16 protein-coding genes are annotated in these 16,963 nt (G+C 31.5%); 9 read left to right on the plus strand and 7 right to left on the minus strand.

Translation table 11 applies throughout. The features are described 5' to 3' along the window. Positions 1–156 precede the first annotated feature (156 nt). The 6 genes from tnpA to DMB65_RS08140 all read right to left on the minus strand — a co-directional run bounded on the left by tnpA (position 157) and on the right by DMB65_RS08140 (position 9,175). Positions 157–597 (minus strand): IS200/IS605 family transposase, encoded by a 441-nt coding sequence (gene tnpA, locus DMB65_RS08115; RefSeq protein WP_110306145.1) that lies wholly within the window; start codon positions 595–597, stop codon positions 157–159. A gap of 11 nt (positions 598–608) precedes the next feature. Next, positions 609–2,972 (minus strand): N-6 DNA methylase, encoded by a 2,364-nt coding sequence (locus DMB65_RS08120; protein WP_110306146.1) that lies wholly within the window; start codon positions 2,970–2,972, stop codon positions 609–611. 432 nt (positions 2,973–3,404) lie between these two features. After that, entirely contained in the window at positions 3,405–4,322 is a 918-nt protein-coding gene (locus tag DMB65_RS08125) for an SdiA-regulated domain-containing protein (protein ID WP_123955292.1), read from the minus strand. A gap of 11 nt (positions 4,323–4,333) precedes the next feature. After that, the gene (locus DMB65_RS08130; protein WP_110306148.1) at positions 4,334–6,388 is read right to left on the minus strand and encodes a hypothetical protein; all 2,055 of its coding nucleotides are present in this window, start codon (positions 6,386–6,388) and stop codon (positions 4,334–4,336) included. 18 nt (positions 6,389–6,406) lie between these two features. Then, positions 6,407–8,077 (minus strand): hypothetical protein, encoded by a 1,671-nt coding sequence (locus DMB65_RS08135; RefSeq protein ID WP_123955294.1) that lies wholly within the window; start codon positions 8,075–8,077, stop codon positions 6,407–6,409. A 510-nt stretch (positions 8,078–8,587) separates the two neighbouring features. After that, a complete protein-coding gene (locus DMB65_RS08140) occupies positions 8,588–9,175 on the minus strand; it encodes an NUDIX hydrolase (protein ID WP_110306150.1) in 588 nt (195 codons plus the stop codon). Positions 9,176–9,182: 7 nt separating this feature from the next. On the opposite strand from DMB65_RS08140, the gene pyrE reads away from it, so the two are divergent. Further along, on the plus strand, positions 9,183–9,827 hold the full coding sequence (gene pyrE, locus DMB65_RS08145; protein WP_110306151.1) for an orotate phosphoribosyltransferase: 645 nt from the start codon (positions 9,183–9,185) through the stop codon (positions 9,825–9,827). 29 nt (positions 9,828–9,856) lie between these two features. Further along, the gene (locus tag DMB65_RS08150) at positions 9,857–10,249 is read left to right on the plus strand and encodes an SRPBCC family protein (RefSeq protein WP_110306152.1); all 393 of its coding nucleotides are present in this window, start codon (positions 9,857–9,859) and stop codon (positions 10,247–10,249) included. A gap of 218 nt (positions 10,250–10,467) precedes the next feature. Here DMB65_RS08150 and DMB65_RS08155 read toward each other — a convergent pair whose 3' ends face one another. Beyond that, positions 10,468–11,196 carry a biotin--[acetyl-CoA-carboxylase] ligase gene (locus DMB65_RS08155; protein ID WP_110306153.1) on the minus strand — a complete coding sequence of 243 codons (729 nt, stop codon included), beginning with the start codon at positions 11,194–11,196 and terminating at the stop codon, positions 10,468–10,470. 93 nt (positions 11,197–11,289) lie between these two features. On the opposite strand from DMB65_RS08155, the gene rsfS reads away from it, so the two are divergent. The 7 genes from rsfS to DMB65_RS08190 all read left to right on the plus strand — a co-directional run bounded on the left by rsfS (position 11,290) and on the right by DMB65_RS08190 (position 16,916). Further along, positions 11,290–11,661: a ribosome silencing factor gene (gene rsfS, locus DMB65_RS08160; protein ID WP_110306154.1), complete on the plus strand. Its 372-nt coding sequence runs from the start codon at positions 11,290–11,292 to the stop codon at positions 11,659–11,661. A gap of 18 nt (positions 11,662–11,679) precedes the next feature. Then, complete coding sequence (ftsH, locus tag DMB65_RS08165) at positions 11,680–13,605, plus strand: ATP-dependent zinc metalloprotease FtsH (protein ID WP_110306155.1); 1,926 nt, start codon at positions 11,680–11,682, stop codon at positions 13,603–13,605. A 114-nt stretch (positions 13,606–13,719) separates the two neighbouring features. After that, entirely contained in the window at positions 13,720–14,325 is a 606-nt protein-coding gene (locus DMB65_RS08170; RefSeq protein ID WP_110306156.1) for a lactate utilization protein B/C, read from the plus strand. A 1-nt stretch (position 14,326) separates the two neighbouring features. Then, a complete protein-coding gene (locus tag DMB65_RS08175) occupies positions 14,327–15,217 on the plus strand; it encodes a phosphatidate cytidylyltransferase (protein WP_110306157.1) in 891 nt (296 codons plus the stop codon). Continuing rightward, complete coding sequence (locus DMB65_RS08180; protein ID WP_110306158.1) at positions 15,207–15,860, plus strand: phosphatidylserine decarboxylase family protein; 654 nt, start codon at positions 15,207–15,209, stop codon at positions 15,858–15,860. The genes DMB65_RS08175 and DMB65_RS08180 overlap by 11 nt, the downstream gene beginning before the upstream one ends. After that, positions 15,860–16,129, plus strand: coding sequence for an acyl-CoA-binding protein (locus DMB65_RS08185; protein ID WP_110306159.1), 270 nt, complete (start codon positions 15,860–15,862; stop codon positions 16,127–16,129). The genes DMB65_RS08180 and DMB65_RS08185 overlap by 1 nt, the downstream gene beginning before the upstream one ends. A 7-nt stretch (positions 16,130–16,136) precedes the next feature. After that, positions 16,137–16,916, plus strand: a complete 780-nt coding sequence (locus DMB65_RS08190) for a superoxide dismutase (protein ID WP_110306160.1) — start codon at positions 16,137–16,139, stop codon at positions 16,914–16,916. Positions 16,917–16,963 lie beyond the last annotated feature (47 nt).

Consider the following 16,963-nt stretch of genomic DNA (forward strand, 5'->3'; position numbering starts at 1 on the left):
CAATTTTTGTAATTCATTATTTATTTGAATGGGTTGAAACCCATTCCTATTCATTTTGAATTGTTTGCGAATTTTGAAATGTCTCAAATTTTGAATTGCCTCCAGATTTATCTGGAGGAACATTATATTTTGATTAAATTGGCTTTAGCCAAAATATTATTTATCATCAAATTTTTGAAATCCATATTTTTTAAAAAATTCATCATACTCTTCTTGAAATGTTTTTTTGCTATGATGTTCTTCCTGATTTTTGATATAATTCCTCACCTTGTCAATCATAGATTCTGAAACTGAAACTGCAAAATATTCATCCTGCCATTGAAATTTTTCAAGTATCAATTTTTGATTATTAAACCAAAAAGAAGATTCGCCTTTTATCAATTGTATTGTTTTTTGAATTGTTTGATCAACTCCAAGCGATACTAAACAATGACAATGGTCACTATAGCCATTTATAAAATCAACAAAAATCCCTTTTTCATTGGCATTTTCTCTGATATGATTCCACATTTTTAACCTCAATTCTTTAGTAGCAAGAAAGGGTTGTCTGTTTTTTGTACTCCAAACAAAATGAATATATACTTTTATAAAAGGCATAAGTTCTTGTTTTATTTACCATAAAATATTTCGGGTTCTCCAGCAACCATTCTAAAAATGTTTTCGTCTATAATTTCATACTTTACTTCTTCAATTACATTTTCCCAAAGTTTATTGGCTTTTCTATAAGCGGTAAATTCAACTTCAAGCGGTTCTAATTCGTTTTCAATTACGGAACCTGTTGTGCTAATTCCTGCTTTTTCAACTTCGGCAATGGGTATTTGGTAATCAAAACGTTGTTTAATCAAAGCTTTAATTTCATTTTCTTTTGCGGTTTCAAATTGTTTTAAAGCATCAACATAGATTTTTTTAGCTTCTTTGACTTTATTTTTAGATTGAGTTTCTCTTTCAAATAAATCATCAAGTTTTTCTTGATTCACTTGAACTTTCAACCCTCTTTTGAAAGTTTTAAAATCTTTTATTTCTTTAGAAACAGTATTCAATTCCGCTTCTACCATAACCAAAGCTTCCTTTTGTTCAGCGACCTTTATCAAGTATTTTGAATCTACTTCATTTTTTGCTTTTGTTTTTATGCTTTTATACTCTTTGGCTTCTGCTTCTGTAAACTTCTTGAAAAACAACAAACTGGGTTTGACGGTAGCACCGCTGGCAATAAATACATCTTGAGGAATAGAGGTGATTAGTATAATTTTTGCAACACCCTCAACATAATCTCTAATTTTTTGCAAATTGGTGTTGTTTAAAACTCCTTCTGGTAAAACAATACCCAATCTTCCACCAGGTTTCAACAAATTAAGACAACGCTCAATAAATAGCACTTCGGTAAGCGTACTCATTGCTCCTGTTTTATACAAACTCAATAAGGGTTTACCAATATTATTATTGACTTGTTTTAATGCTTCATCATAAGCTTTTCCATAACGCTGACGATATTTTATAATTCTGGCTTCGTCTGTATATTTATCTGCTTCGCTAATTTTTAAAGATTTCTCCACTCTTGCCCCAAATGGAGGATTAGTTAAAATAACATCAAACCTATTTTCAAAAATTCCGTTTACATTCAACAAACCGTCATTATGATGTACGCCACCGTGTCCGTCGCCGTGCATAATCATATTCATTTTGGCGGTACGGCTCATTCTTGGGTTCGCATCTGTACCAAAAATACAATCATAACTCAATACTCTCAACCTACTTTTTTCGTTGTTTATGTCCAATTCTGCATTTAATTTGGCAAACAAATCATTTACGATTTCATCAACTTTTTCTTTTTCCTTTTCAGGCATTTTATCAAAAGCTTCATCAAAATAAAGTAATTTTATGCGTTCTTTTTCCTCGTGTATTTCTTGCTCAATTTTGGCTCTTACATATTCAAACGCCTTGATTAAGAAACCGCCACTACCACAACAAGGGTCGCAAATGATTTCTCCCTCTTCGGGGTCAAGCACTTTAACCATAAAATCAACAACTGTTCTTGGTGTAAAAAACTGCCCTAATTCTCCTCTAAATGTTCTGCCTAAAAATTGCTCAAATGCAATTCCTTTGACATCGTCACTGGTTGTAGAAAGGTTGTAAATTTGTAATTCTTCAACAATGGCTTCAAAACTATTTTCACGAATTCGTATAATTTCTGATGCTTCAAACAAATCATCATCTTTGAAATCTTCTTTAGTTTGTTCAAATAAATTTTGGTAAAAATCTTTTGCATCTTTAGACTTGAATTGGTCGTAACTTTCTTTAGCTTTCTTAAAATTCTCTTTTGAAAATATTTGAGAACCCGTGTTTGAACGCTCATATCTAATTTTGATAAACAAAATTTTGCTTATTTCATCAAATGCAGCTTCTGGAGATAGTTTGTCATTGTTACGAATAATATTGTGGCATTTGAAAAGCAGTTTAGAAAATTCATCTCTTGTAAAGGCTTTGGTTTGCTTTAATAAATCAGAGATTTTCTTTTCGTCATTAACAATATTTGCTTTAGGAATATCAATGATTTCTTCTAACTTTTTTGGAATATTACCTTTTATAACTTTAAAAATTCGAGTTTCTTTAATATTTGAAGTAACAAAAAAATCTGCTCCAGCCCAAGAGGCATAATTATATCCTTGAAAATAATCTTCTTCACGAACGGTAATATGTTCTGCTTTACATTCCACAACCACAATAGGACTTTTGCTTTCGTGTTTGTCTTTGGGATTTCTCCAAATAACAATATCAGCCATTGCTCTACCTTGTCCACGTTGCGAATTGCTAACTTTAACTTCTTGATCCATTTGGTCAAGAGCAAAGCCATAGTCATTTACCAAACGGCAAATATATTGCTGTCTAACGTTTTCTTCGGGTTTGAGCACTAACCACTTGTTTTGTAAAGGGGCAAATATCTTATGATCCTTTATCTGAACTTCTAATTTCATTTTGTTAATGTATATAATTCCTTCAAACCTACCAAATTTCTCACATATAGGCAATTCTAAAGAAGTATTTTAGTTGTGCATTTTATAGTCTGAATTGTGACATTTTTTTTGAACTGAAATTTTTGTCACACTTTTTGTGATTTTTTTTTTGAAACGAAAATTTTGTCACAAGATATACTTGACTGTAGATTTTAAAGAAAAATTCCGCAAAGTCAGGACACATTTGCGGAGCTTTTTATTGGAACGCTTTGGGGAGCAGGGACAAAATATATTTTAAGATTTCTCAAACTTAATAATAATCTTTCGTTTTAACATTCCTGGCTTCAAGGTTTATTTATTTAGAATTTATGATTTTAAAACTTTTTGAAATTCTTTGTTAAGTTTTACTATCGATTATCTTACTATTTGTCATAATCGACTATAATAGTAAAATTATTCAAAAGGGTTTTTTAATTTATACAAAGTAGTTTTATCCTTTTTATCGCTCATTTTATCATCATTGATTATATAAAAATAATTATCTTTTTTTGAAAGTACTACAGCTTCAATATTGGAATCTTCTTTATTTATGAAATCTGTAATTTCCTTGCTATTAAAGTACTTTTTGTTTGAATTATCAATTTTCCAATCCTTAGGTTTGTCCTTACGAATAGCATCAATATTTATTTCATCAATGTAATACTTTGGGTTTTCCGGATAATGCAATTTCAAGGCATATATTTTATGGTTGTAAACATAAATATCACTATAACGCGAGATAGTATCTTTTTCTTTGCCTAAATAGGTATGATTGATAATAATACTATTTTTAGTTGTTAATTTAATATGACCATTATCTTCAGTTATATCACAATCAAGTAAAATGCTATATCCATTACTTCCGGTTTTTTCCTGCATTAAGTAGCATTTTTTGGCTTCAGCATCTATTGCGATTCCTTCTACTCCGGAATCATCTTTCATACCGTTTATTTCCGGCACTGAAATAGGAATGATCGTTTTATTTGTAAAATCAATGATTGTAACATTTTTTTCATCGGAAAGAAGAAAATGGTCTTTGTACACAGCAATACCTTCATATTCAGGTTTAGGTAATTCACTTAATAGAGGTATTTTGATTGAATCCACTAAATTAAATTGTGTATCATATTTAAGAATACGATTATCTTTCTCGCAAACAACATAAAAGTCGTTTTCTAACATAGTCATTCCAGAAATTTCAGGATGGTAATCCTTTTTTTTTAAATGATGATTAATCTCAATATCTAACTTCATTTCTTGTTGTGGAAAATTGAATTGGCTATAGCCCAAAGCTGAATAAAGAAGCCCCAAAAAAAGCAATATATTTTTCATAATATGACTCATTATTTAAATACATTAAAACTTATGGAAATACTATAGTAGTGGCCGGTTTTTAAAACTTTTTCGGTTAAAGCTTCATTGGTTAGATTCAGGCCACTCAGATTTATGGATTGTCCTACATTGGCTGAAGCTGGGTCATGTTCTATATACTCATCTTTTATGCTATTGACTTTCCCCAATGATATCCCCCATGAAAAATTTACTTTATAGTTTTTGCTGTAGAAGCCAATCCCTGGTCCGGTAGCTATAAAGGGTGTAATATCTTCTTCTAGTGGTACGAAAAAGCCAAAGTTAAAGGTAGGCCTCATGTGGATTCCGGTGCGGTAAGAGAGGCCAATATTCAGCCCAAAACCGATAGAATCGCCGTCTTTCGAAGACATATATGCCCTTGTATCCTGATTATTGTCAGCTACTGTTCCTGTGGTTTTAGTATAAACCCTTTGGTTTTTTAAATCTGTTTGGTAGAATGCGGCTCCATAGTCAACAGAAACACCACCAAAAGTCTTAAAATTCCCTAGCGGTTTGGTAACTGCATTGGCTCCTTTATTTTTCATAGTGTAGCTTATATCCACTTCATCCCTGTCTGGAATATCAATAGAAATAGGAGTTAGAGATACATATTTAGGAAACCAGGCCATTATTTTTTGTAAGTAACCTTTGGCTTGTTCATCAAAAAATGGCTCCTTGTCATTAAATTCCGATTTATGATTATTGTAATAAATTTCTAAATTATCCTTGTACTCTTCTAGTTTATATAAGTCATTCAGGTTTAAATATTCGTAGGTATCTAAAATGTCAATGATTCTCTTTAGGTAATTATTTAATGGTTTGCCATTTGAGCGTTCAGTAAGATCATTACCTGTGCCAGCACTTGAACCATCTGTTTTATTATCAGCTTTAGTTGGCTTAGCTAATGCAATTTCATATATTTTCTTCAAATCTTGGTCGTAGCTATAATTCTCGCCATTCATAGTAATTGAAAACTGCTCTAGGTCATAAAAATTATAGTTCTCAATTAATACCGATAGATAACGGTTAATAGGTAAGGCCTCGGCATTCACTCTGGGACAGCTACAGGTTTTTTCTCCATTAGATGATGCCTCCCCTAATTTTTTATCAGCTCCATCTTGGATTGTACAGGACTCTTTCGTAATCTTTTTAAATTTATACAAGCCAGTTCCGTCACAATTATGGCATTTTGAAGGATTGGCGTCTAGTATTAAAACACGATTTTTTTTATGTAATATACTGCACGAACCTTCTTTATTCCTGTCTTTATTCCTTTTCTCGTTTAAAGGAAAAAAAACAATGTCTTTAACTACTTTTTCAATCGGTTTTGCTATAAATTCAAATACTTTACTGTCTTTATTATATTTAAATTTAAAATTAAAATTTTCCTTTATAATTTTGCCTCGGAATATTGTTACTTCTTTATTATTACAATCCAAAACATAACTTAAAGAAGCACTAACAGAGACAGAATCTTTTTTGCAATCTTTTCCAAAACTATTTTCATCAACTGTAAATTTTGATTCTAATTTTTTAGTCTTAGGGTTATCGTCATAGAATAAGATTTTATTAAGGCTTCCTGTTGAATCAGCTTTAATCTCTTCATTTTCAATATACACCGAAACTTGGTTAGATAAATCGGTAGTTGCAGGCGGTGGTGGAGTTACTACTGGTGGTATCGTTATATCTTTTACCTGCTTAAATAACTCTTTGTCATAAGTGAAATTTAGTGTTGACTTTAAATAACCAATAACTACTGTTTTCTTATCGCAGTCAATGGCAAATGTAAATTCAAGACCTTCTTTTATTGCAATAACTTTTTTGTCTTTGATTTTTTCGCAGTCGGTAGTCAATACTTTTGCTTCTAATTTTTCGTCCGAAGTTTTTGTCTTTACACCACTAGGGTCGCCATCATGAAATGTAATAGTTCCAATAGTTCCAATTTTTGAAACTTGTAAAGCATCTTTATCAAGGAAAACGCCATATTGTCCATAGGAATAATTGTTAAAAAATGCACTAACGAATAATGCCAATAAATATTTTTTCATAATTTTTAAATTTTAAGATTAGTTACTATATCTGAACATAAAGGCGAAATTTTGACTTTTGGCGACAATGACTCCTTTTTTGATGGAAGTAGTCTGACCTGTTTTTATTTTGTAGTACACAAATGAACCACTATCACCAAAATCTACATTATTGTCGTTTTGGCAATCAATTTTTATCAAGTTTAGTTGTTTGACAAATCCCTTATATTTGATACTACAATCCGTAGGTTGAAGGTCGCTAAACCGGGGTATTTCTAGATACTTGCTTGTAGCACCAAAAAGTACCATTCTTGAAGGACTAAAATTGTTTAAGTTATATTGACTTAAGAAGTTTTGGTGGGCAACATAAATATCTTTCGTTATTGGAGCAAAACATTGGTCTTTCCCTTCAAAATTCTTATTGCCAAACTGCAAACCATCTGCTTCAAAATCGCTTAAAAAAACCTTTCCTTGAATATTGAAGTGAATAGCTGTTTTGGTAAAATGGTTAATCTTCCCACTGTTAAAATCTATCAATTCCTTTTCATCTGCAAAAACATGTAGGTTACTAACCGCATAGTATTTTTCATTTCTGATTAGCGTATTGAATGACCCCATGTTTGAAGTTGAATCGGCATTGCAGACATAACACAATGGAGGTGTTTCAGTAGTGGTAAGTGCCCTCAAATAATCTGTTTTAAGAATTCTTAAATAATCCTTCAAATAAAAGGTGTTTAATTTCAAAACAATACTACCACTGAATTTAAGCCTTTGCAGTTTTTCTTGTGCTTCAGGATTGGTAAATTCGACCTCGATAATTTTTTTATAAAGTTTGGTGGTATCATCTAAGACAGTGGTCAAACCATGTGAAACTACTCCTTCAATGTCCTTAATTTGATCCTTATATATGCCATATAATCCTTCTGCTATATCATATTGCGGGGTTTCAGCTAACGAAATTAATTTATCAGCACTATCATAATCCGTATAGGTCTTTTTGTCCGATAGTACTTGCTGTGTATTTTTTAACTGAAAGAAAATATCAAGTAAATCATGCCAAAATTTTGAACCTAGACTTAAGAATAATCCGGTAAAAATATAACCCATAACATGCCTAACGATTGACAAGAAGTCCAAATCGGTACGAAAAGGATCTTTCATGTTCTCACCAATCTTATAAACAATTACTATTATTACAGTTGTAACAAACCAAATAATTAAAGGAGTTTTATAATTCTTTTTTTTATTGTCACTTTCAAATTCAGGCAAGCGGCTAAAAAGAATTAAACTCATCGACCATAAAAAAAAGAGCATGTAAATCGCCCCAACAATTAGATTCCATGCATTATCATTGTTAAAGAGAATTCCTTTAATGGCAATACTTTCATTTTCATTACTACTGATTTGTTTTATTAATTCGAAGAGACTGGCATTGGCGAGTGAGGCAATAACGATTCCTACAAGAACGTTGATAATCATAACCCTATATTCTCTTTCTTTTTCAGCCATTTCAGTTGGCTGTTTATAAGCTAATATTTCAAGTCTAACTTTTAAATAATATTGCCATTTCCCCTTTATCTTGGAAATGAAAGGAATGTAAATTTCTTTTCCCTGAAAATATAATTTAATAAAATTTGCAGCCCGTTCAGAAACTAAACTTAGCATCATCATTATGATGCTGAATGAAATAAAAAAATGTGTTGAGGACATAATAAGTAATAATTAAAATTCAGCCTACTCTAAAAAACCCTTTTCAGCATCCTGGTTTTATATAATAATTTAACTTAAAAGCATAGAAATTCTCAACACCTCTTTTAAGGTATTTCATTAATAATCATTAAGTTAAACGGATTAATATTTGGTGGTGTACTAAAGTAGCGAAAAAAATAACAGTTGTTAGGGAGGGTTGAACTTTTAATAATTTAGTAATAATAATAGCTCAAAAATAAATTGTTAAAAAAATTAACATGAATAGCGTTGCTAAAAATGTGCGGTAATGCAAAAAATTAAGAATTATAAAGTTCTTCATAAAAGTACATAGTTAATTATTTTTGATTCAATTCGCTAATAATCAGTGATTTTATGTAACTTTTACGATTTTAAAATTTGTAATTTAGTTTTACTCTTTTTAACTTCAAGGATGAAAACAGAGTACTTTTGGTATTGAGAATTCTATTCTAAAATAGAATTCTCCGGGTAAATATGAATTTATAAAAGATGCTATTTTTCAAATAATAATTTGATGTTTTCATAAGAGTTTTTCAAGGCCTCTTTGATTTGTTCAGGATTTAGCCAGGCAACTTTTTCTATACCCTCTTCAAGCTGACCTTGTGGTATACCTTCAAAATCTGAATGCATCTCAAACCAATGTGTGATTTTTAATTTATATTTTCCGTTACGTTTAAAGACGTGATATGTTTTTTGGAGTTTATTTGTAATTCGGAGTTTACCAACACCGGTTTCTTCTTCAACTTCCCGCATGGCTGTATCTTCAATTTCTTCTCCTTTTTCAGTTCCGCCTTTTGGCAAGTCCCATTTTCCATTTCTAAAAATAAATAAAACTTCTCCTTTTTTATTATACACAAAGCCGCCACCTGCCTTATTTACCGGTATTTTGGCTTTCAAAGTTTTCATTATTTCCTTTTCATCAGGGTGATACAGGTAAGCTTTCTGAATTTTATTTTGAAACATTTTCACGATTACCTGCTCTATATCAATACTTTCCAATAGGAATAATTGAAAATTAGTCTCTTTTGAGATTTCATTTGTCAAAAAAAGTGGTTTGTCGTTCACAAAAACTTTATACATTTGTACTATGATTTTTAATAAAGATACCGCCGAAAAAACAGCAGAATTGCTTTTGCAAATAAATGCAATTAAATTGAATCCAGAAAATCCTTTTACATGGGCGTCTGGATGGAAATCACCTATTTATTGTGATAACAGGTTAATTCTTTCATTTCCTGCTATCCGAAATTATGTTCGTGATGAATTTGCTAAAAACATAGAAAGACAATTTGGAAAACCAGAGGTTATTGCTGGTGTTGCTACAGGAGCCATTGGAATTGGAATTCTTGTTGCCGAAAGTCTGGGATTACCATTTGTATATGTACGACCAGAAGCCAAAAAACATGGCAGACAAAACCAGGTTGAAGGTTTTTTGCACAAAGGCCAGAACGTTGTTGTTGTTGAAGATTTAATCAGCACAGGAAAAAGCAGCTTAATGGCTGTTGAAGCATTACGTAATGAAGGGGCTAATATTAAAGGAATGGCAGCTATTTTTACTTACGGTTTTAATGTTGCTGAAGAAAACTTCAAAAATGCAAATATTGACTTGTACACACTGAGTAATTATGCTAATTTATTGGATTTAGCAGTTCAAAAGCAATACATAAGCGAAGACCAACAAAGTGCCTTACAGGATTGGAGTGTCAGTCCATCTACTTGGAGACAGGAATAATTTTACATTAAAACAAACAAAATAAAAATATGAACTTAGAAAGTCCAAAAGTTACCGTTCAGAAATCAGCTCAGGATTTATTTGATTTATTGAGTGATGTAAAGAATTTTGAAAAATTAATGCCTGAAAACATTGCTAAATTTGAAGTAATTGGTGAAGATGCTTTTATTTTTGGACTGAAAGGTATGCCAGAAATAAAATTAAAAATGAAAGAAAAATCAGCCCCAAGCAAAATTGTTTTAGGAGCTGCAAGTGATAAACTACCTTTTACTCTAGTTTCAAATATCGAAAGCGTTACTGACTCTTCAAGTGCTGTTCAATTATTGTTTGAAGGAGAATTTAATCCAATGATGGCGATGATGATTAAGGGGCCAATTAGTAAATTTATTGAAACTCTGGCGAACAATATGACTAAATTATAATTACTTATTATTGATAAAATTAAAAGTCCTGGCTATAAATCAGGACTTTTTTTATTTCACCAACTTGAAAAAATATACTTTTCCGATACCGATTATAAATTTAATATGCGCTAAAAAAGTCTGTTATCATAGGATATCGACATTGTATCATAAAATTTCCGAACTATAAAAGAATTTATTGGTATTATAAAAAGTATCTGTTTTTGCAGATATTTTAATTAATAAAGCATTTGGATTTGTTTAATATCAAATTCTGAAACCGAATCATCTTCTAATAAAATTTGTATTTTTCCGACAGAAGAAACTCCTTTAATTATCCCCATGAAATTTTGATTATAAAGGTTTTTAAATGGTGTTGGAATCCCTCTTCGGAATAACGAATTGAAATATTCTTTCCAAAAAAGAGCAGAATTAGTTTCCCAGAACTCTATTTTTTCTTTTATTTTTTCAATAATTAAAAATGATAAAGAATCTTTGTCAAATTCAACGTTACAAATTACTTTTAAAGAAGAAGCTTGTTGCAAATGTCCAAAATTTATCTGATTAACATTTAACCCCAATCCAATTACTGACACAATCCTGCCATCACTTTTAATCGTGTTTTCGATAAGTATGCCACCAATTTTTTTATTATCTGACATAATGTCGTTTGGCCATTTTATACTTAAACCAGGAATATCTAAAGATTTTAATGTTTCAATAACGGCTAATGAAACTATGACACTCATATTAAAAACCTGCTCATTATCATATAAAAAATCCTTCACCAAAATACTCATAATTAAGTTTTTACCGGATTCAGACTCCCATTTAGCCCCCATCTGCCCCTTGCCTTTTGTCTGATTTTCAGCCGTTACCACTGTAAAATTATCTAGTTCTTCCTGACTTGATAATGCCTTAAGAAAGTCGTTTGTTGAATCTATGGCATCGAGTTTGATTAGTTTCATTCAAGTAATTTAAATAACTTAATTTAATATTTTGTTAAGGTTCAAAAATAATCACAAATTTTGGTAACTTTACAAATTCATATAAAATAATTCATGGCGAAAAAGACTATTAATAATGATGTTCTATTGGCGAACATAATCAAAGGAATCGAAGAAGTAAAAGGAAACGATATCGATATTCTGGACTTAAGAGAAATAGAAACGGCAGTTTGTGACTATTTTGTGATTTGTAACGGAAGTTCAAATACTCAGGTTAACGCCATTGTAAACTCAATTCAAAAAACAGTATCTAAAGACTTAAAAGATAAACCCTGGCACGTAGAAGGAACCGATAATGCAGAATGGGTACTTATGGATTATGTGCATATCGTAGTGCATGTTTTTCAAAAGCATATTCGTGAATACTACAATATCGAAAGCCTTTGGGGTGATGCCAAAATAACTACAATCGAAAACAAATACTAAAAGAAACTTTCTCTACTAATGGCTAAAGATAATAATCCAAATCCGGGTAAATTTAAGATAAGTCCCTGGTTAATATACACCGCTATACTCCTTGTATTTTTATTTATAAGTTTTGCAACAGGAGGGTCAAATTTAAGCGAACCTGCTCAATTAAAATCGTCTGACATTGATAATATGTTAGCTAAAGGGCAAATTAAAAATGTTATTATTTTCAATAATAAAGATGCTGAAATTTATCTTTCTGATGCAGCGTTAAAAGATCCAGCAAATAAAAAGGTTGCTAGGGATATGTTTGACCGGCCTAATAAGGGACCTCATTACACCACAAAGTTTGGTGATCTGAAATCTTTTCAGGAAAAACTTGACAAGGCGAAGGCTGCAAAAAAATTAGTCGATTATGATTTCAAGGAAGCAAGCAACTGGAGTGATATCTTAGTAAGCTTACTCCCTATCATCATCATTATTGGTGTCTGGATTTTTATTATGCGCAAAATGTCAGGTGGTGCAGGTGGCGGTGGCGGACAAATTTTCAACATTGGAAAATCTAAAGCCAAACTTTTTGATGAAAAAACAGATATTAAAACAACATTTAAGGATGTTGCAGGTTTAGAAGGTGCAAAAGAAGAAATTCAGGAAATTGTAGAATTCCTTAAAAACCCTGAAAAATATACTAACCTTGGCGGTAAAATTCCAAAAGGAGCTTTACTTGTAGGACCTCCGGGAACTGGTAAAACTTTATTAGCGAAAGCTGTTGCAGGCGAAGCTCAGGTACCTTTCTTCTCATTATCCGGTTCTGATTTTGTGGAAATGTTTGTAGGTGTTGGTGCTTCACGTGTTCGTGATTTATTCAAACAAGCCAAGGAAAAATCTCCGGCTATCATTTTCATTGATGAGATCGATGCTGTTGGTAGAGCAAGAGGAAAAAGCAATATGTCTGGCGGAAATGACGAAAGAGAAAACACCTTAAACCAATTACTAACCGAAATGGATGGTTTTGGTACAAACTCAAACGTAATTGTTTTAGCTGCAACCAACAGAGCCGATGTTCTTGACAAAGCTTTAATGCGTGCAGGCCGTTTTGACAGACAAATTTTTGTTGACTTACCGGATATTCGCGAAAGAGCTGAAATATTTGCTGTTCACCTCGCTCCTATCAAAAAAGTAGAAGGTCTTGATCTGGATTTCTTAGCAAAACAAACCCCGGGATTCTCTGGTGCTGATATTGCAAACGTTTGTAATGAAGCTGCCTTAATTGCTGCCCGAAATAACAAAGCAGCAGTCGACAGACAAGATTTCTTAGATGCTGTTGACAGAATTATTGGTGGTCTTGAAAAGAAAAATAAAATTATTACTCCAGAAGAAAAAAGAGCAATCGCTATACATGAAGCCGGTCATGCAACTGTAAGCTGGATGCTAGAACACGCTGCTCCATTAATCAAAGTAACTATTGTTCCTCGTGGACAAAGCTTAGGAGCTGCCTGGTATTTACCAGAAGAAAGACAAATTGTACGAACTGACCAAATGCTGGACGAAATGTGTGCCACAATGGGCGGAAGAGCTGCTGAAAAAGTAACTTTTGACAGAATTTCGACAGGAGCATTAAGCGATTTGGAAAAAGTTACACGCCAGGCTCGAGCCATGGTAACGATTTACGGTCTGAATGATAAAATTGGAAACGTTACCTATTACGATTCAACAGGACAGAGTGAATATAACTTTTCTAAACCATATTCTGATGAAACAGCAAAAATTATTGATGCCGAAATTTCAGAATTAATTGAAGGTCAATATCAAAGAGCCATTCAAATTTTAGAAGAGAACAAAGACAAGTTAAATCAGCTTGCCGATATATTGATTGAAAAAGAAGTTATTTTTAAAGATGACTTAGAAACAATATTTGGGAAACGTACTTTTGACAAAAATTTAGGAGAAGTCGTTTCATAAATTTTCAAGGAAATATTTAATATTTTTTAAAATCTTAATTCAAATACCTCTTTTGAATTAAGATTTTTTTATCTTTGAACGTTTTCAATTAACATGTAAAGTATTTCACATAAAATGAGTTTTTTCAAAAAAATATTTGGCTCTGCCAATACTTCATCTGACGAAGAAAATGAAAGTGAGTATGGAAACAATCCTACCCCCAACAGTCATTTATCTATAGATGAACAATTCATTTTTAATTTTAAGAAAAATGGAGGAAAATTTTTGTATTGCGAAAACAAACAGGAAGTTGAAGAACAGTTAGAAAATATTTTAGAAGAAAATGATTGGTTTGAAAGTGAAGCTTTATGTTATGAATCAGGACTTTTTCCTTTATTAGAAGAGAACAAACTACTTTATATTTCGCCTAAAAGTCCAAAATTTTTATTGGCTTCCTGCGAAAATCTTATTGCTGATGAAGGTTCAATTTTATTTTCATCAAAACAAATCAGACAAGAGAAACCAAACGAGTTGCCGGCAAATATTGTCATAATAGCAACTACAAGCCAAATCCTGCCTATGAAAAGCGATGGTTTAAGCGCTATTAAAAGAAAATACGAAAGAGATTACCCTACGAATATTACCACCATAAAATATTTCGAAAAAGCAAAAGAAGAAGATTTTACCCAATACGGAAGTGTTGCAAAAAATTTGTATTTATTGCTCTTAGAGGACCTTTAAGATGAATGAAACACTCAAGAGAACCATTTCTGGTGCTGTTTATATCGCTTTATTACTAACTTCTATTCTGTTTTCTACCGAAAGCTTTATTATTCTTTTTGGCATTTTTTTAATTATTGCTACTTACGAATTTTGTAATTTAGTCAATCTTAATAAAGTATTTTCAATTCTTTTTGGCATTTTATTATACACAGCCATCATATTGGTTAGTCATTACAATAAAGAGATTACTCAATATTTGGACAGTACTTTTAATTCAAAATTAGATTTAAATACCAATATACAACAGTTAGACTTAATATTGCTTGCTGTAACTATTGTTATAGCTATTAAATGTATTTTATTTTTATTTTATGATAATGTACAGAAAATAAGTACTTCTTCAAAATACTTGTATTTATTGGGATACATTACATTACCTTTTGTATTTATTATTAAAATTTCTTTTGGCACCAATGACTATAATCCGAAAATTATTATCGGATTATTTATTTTGATCTGGACCAATGATACATTTGCCTATTTAGTAGGGAAATCTATTGGAAAACACAAACTATTTGAACGCATTTCTCCAAAAAAAACCATTGAAGGATTTCTTGGAGGAACAGTTTTTGCCGCTTTTGCAGGTTTTTTAATTTCAAAATTATACATTCAGCCCAATCCTGATTTCAGCAGCAGATCTATTTTAATCTGGATGATTATTGCTTTAATTGCCAGTATCTTTGGAACAATAGGAGATTTAATTGAATCTAAGTTTAAAAGAATTGCAGGTGTAAAAGATAGTGGAGCAATAATGCCGGGTCATGGTGGTGTTTTAGATCGATTAGATAGTGTTATATTTGTAGCACCAGTTATATTTTTATTTTATCAAATTTTATATTATGTTTCATAAAGAAGGAGGACCATCGATTTTATTAGGTGTAGTTTTTACTGTTATTGTAGTTTTATTAGCTGACCAGTTTATTAATATTTATTGGTTACAGAAACTAGTGCAAATTTTTGCTTTGGCTGTTTTAATTATTATTCTACAATTTTTCAGAAATCCGAAAAGGATTGCAATCAGAAATAGCGACCAAATTCTTGCCCCGGTAGACGGAAAAGTAGTAGTTATTGAAGAAGTTTATGAAGGTGAGTTTTTTAAAGATAAACGTTTACAGGTTTCTATTTTTATGTCTCCAATTAACGTACACGTAACACGTTATGCAATGGATGGCATTATTAAATTTAGTAAATATCACCCTGGTAAATTCTTAGTTGCATGGCATCCAAAAGCTAGTGAAGAAAACGAGCGAACTACTGTTGTAATTGAGAACGATACCTTTGGACAAATACTTTACAGACAAATTGCTGGTGCATTGGCACGCAGAATTGTAAATTACGCAAAGGAAGGAATGCAGGTTATTCAGGGAACCGATGCAGGTTTTATTAAATTTGGCTCGAGAGTAGATTTATTTTTACCTTTGGGTACTCCAATCGATGTGGTTTTAGGCCAAAAAGCAATTGGAGGTAAAACTATTATCGCCACAAAAGCTTAATGACTAAAAAAGATTTAGATATTCGTTTTTCTGAAGCTGTAGAAATAGCTATGAAAATGACACAGGCCTCACTTCCACAAGATGTGCAGCTAAGGCTTTATGCTTATTATAAACAAGCTACATTTGGTACAGCTGTATACAATCAATCTGAAAGTTTTGGTCTACGAGATGCATTTAAAACAAATGCATGGATGCAAATTAGTCATATATCAATTGAAGAAGCAAAAGAGAATTATATTGAAATAATCAATTCACTTACATCAAAATAATTAGATTATGAAGAAAAACATCATTCGTTTTACTCTCACAACTTCGTTACTGATGTTATTTTCCTGTAATGAAAATAAGTTAACCGAAGTTGTTGAAGTTCCTTTGCCAACAAAAGAAGAAAAGATTATAATAGGAACGCCTGCAGACGTAAAGGCAGATGAAGGTTCATTTGCATTAACAAAATTACCTTTTGGATACGATGCTTTAGCTCCGGCTATAAGATCATTGACTTTAGAAACTCATTATTCTAAACATTATTTAACCTATACCAATAACCTAAACAAAGAAATAGCATCAACTGAGTTTGAAAATGCTTCTATTGAAGATATCCTGAAAAAAATGGATCTGAATAATGCCAAACTTCGTCAAAATGCTGGAGGTTATTATAATCACACTCTTTATTTTGATATTTTAACTCCTAAAGAACAAACTCCTAAAGATACTTTAGCCGGATCTATTAACAAAGAATTTGGTTCTTTTAAGAATCTTACTACTCAATTTAAAAATGAGGCAACCAAACAATTCGGTTCCGGATGGGTTTGGTTAATTGTTGACAAAGCAGGAAAGCTACAAATTACAACTACCGAAAATCAGGATAATCCTCTAATGAGAAATGCCCTGATACCAGGTACGCCTATTTTAGGAATTGACTTATGGGAACACGCCTACTATCTGGATTATCAGAATAGAAAAGGAAGTTATATTGATGCTTTTTACAAATTAATCAATTGGGAGAAAGTAAATGAAAATTATAAAACTGCTCTCAGCAAGGTTAAAAAGTATTAAAAAAATTGAATTAGAAAAAAAAAGTTTGATGAACTAAATTTTCATCA

It is taken from the genome of Flavobacterium cheongpyeongense (genome assembly GCF_003202435.1).
Classification (GTDB): domain Bacteria; phylum Bacteroidota; class Bacteroidia; order Flavobacteriales; family Flavobacteriaceae; genus Flavobacterium; species Flavobacterium cheongpyeongense.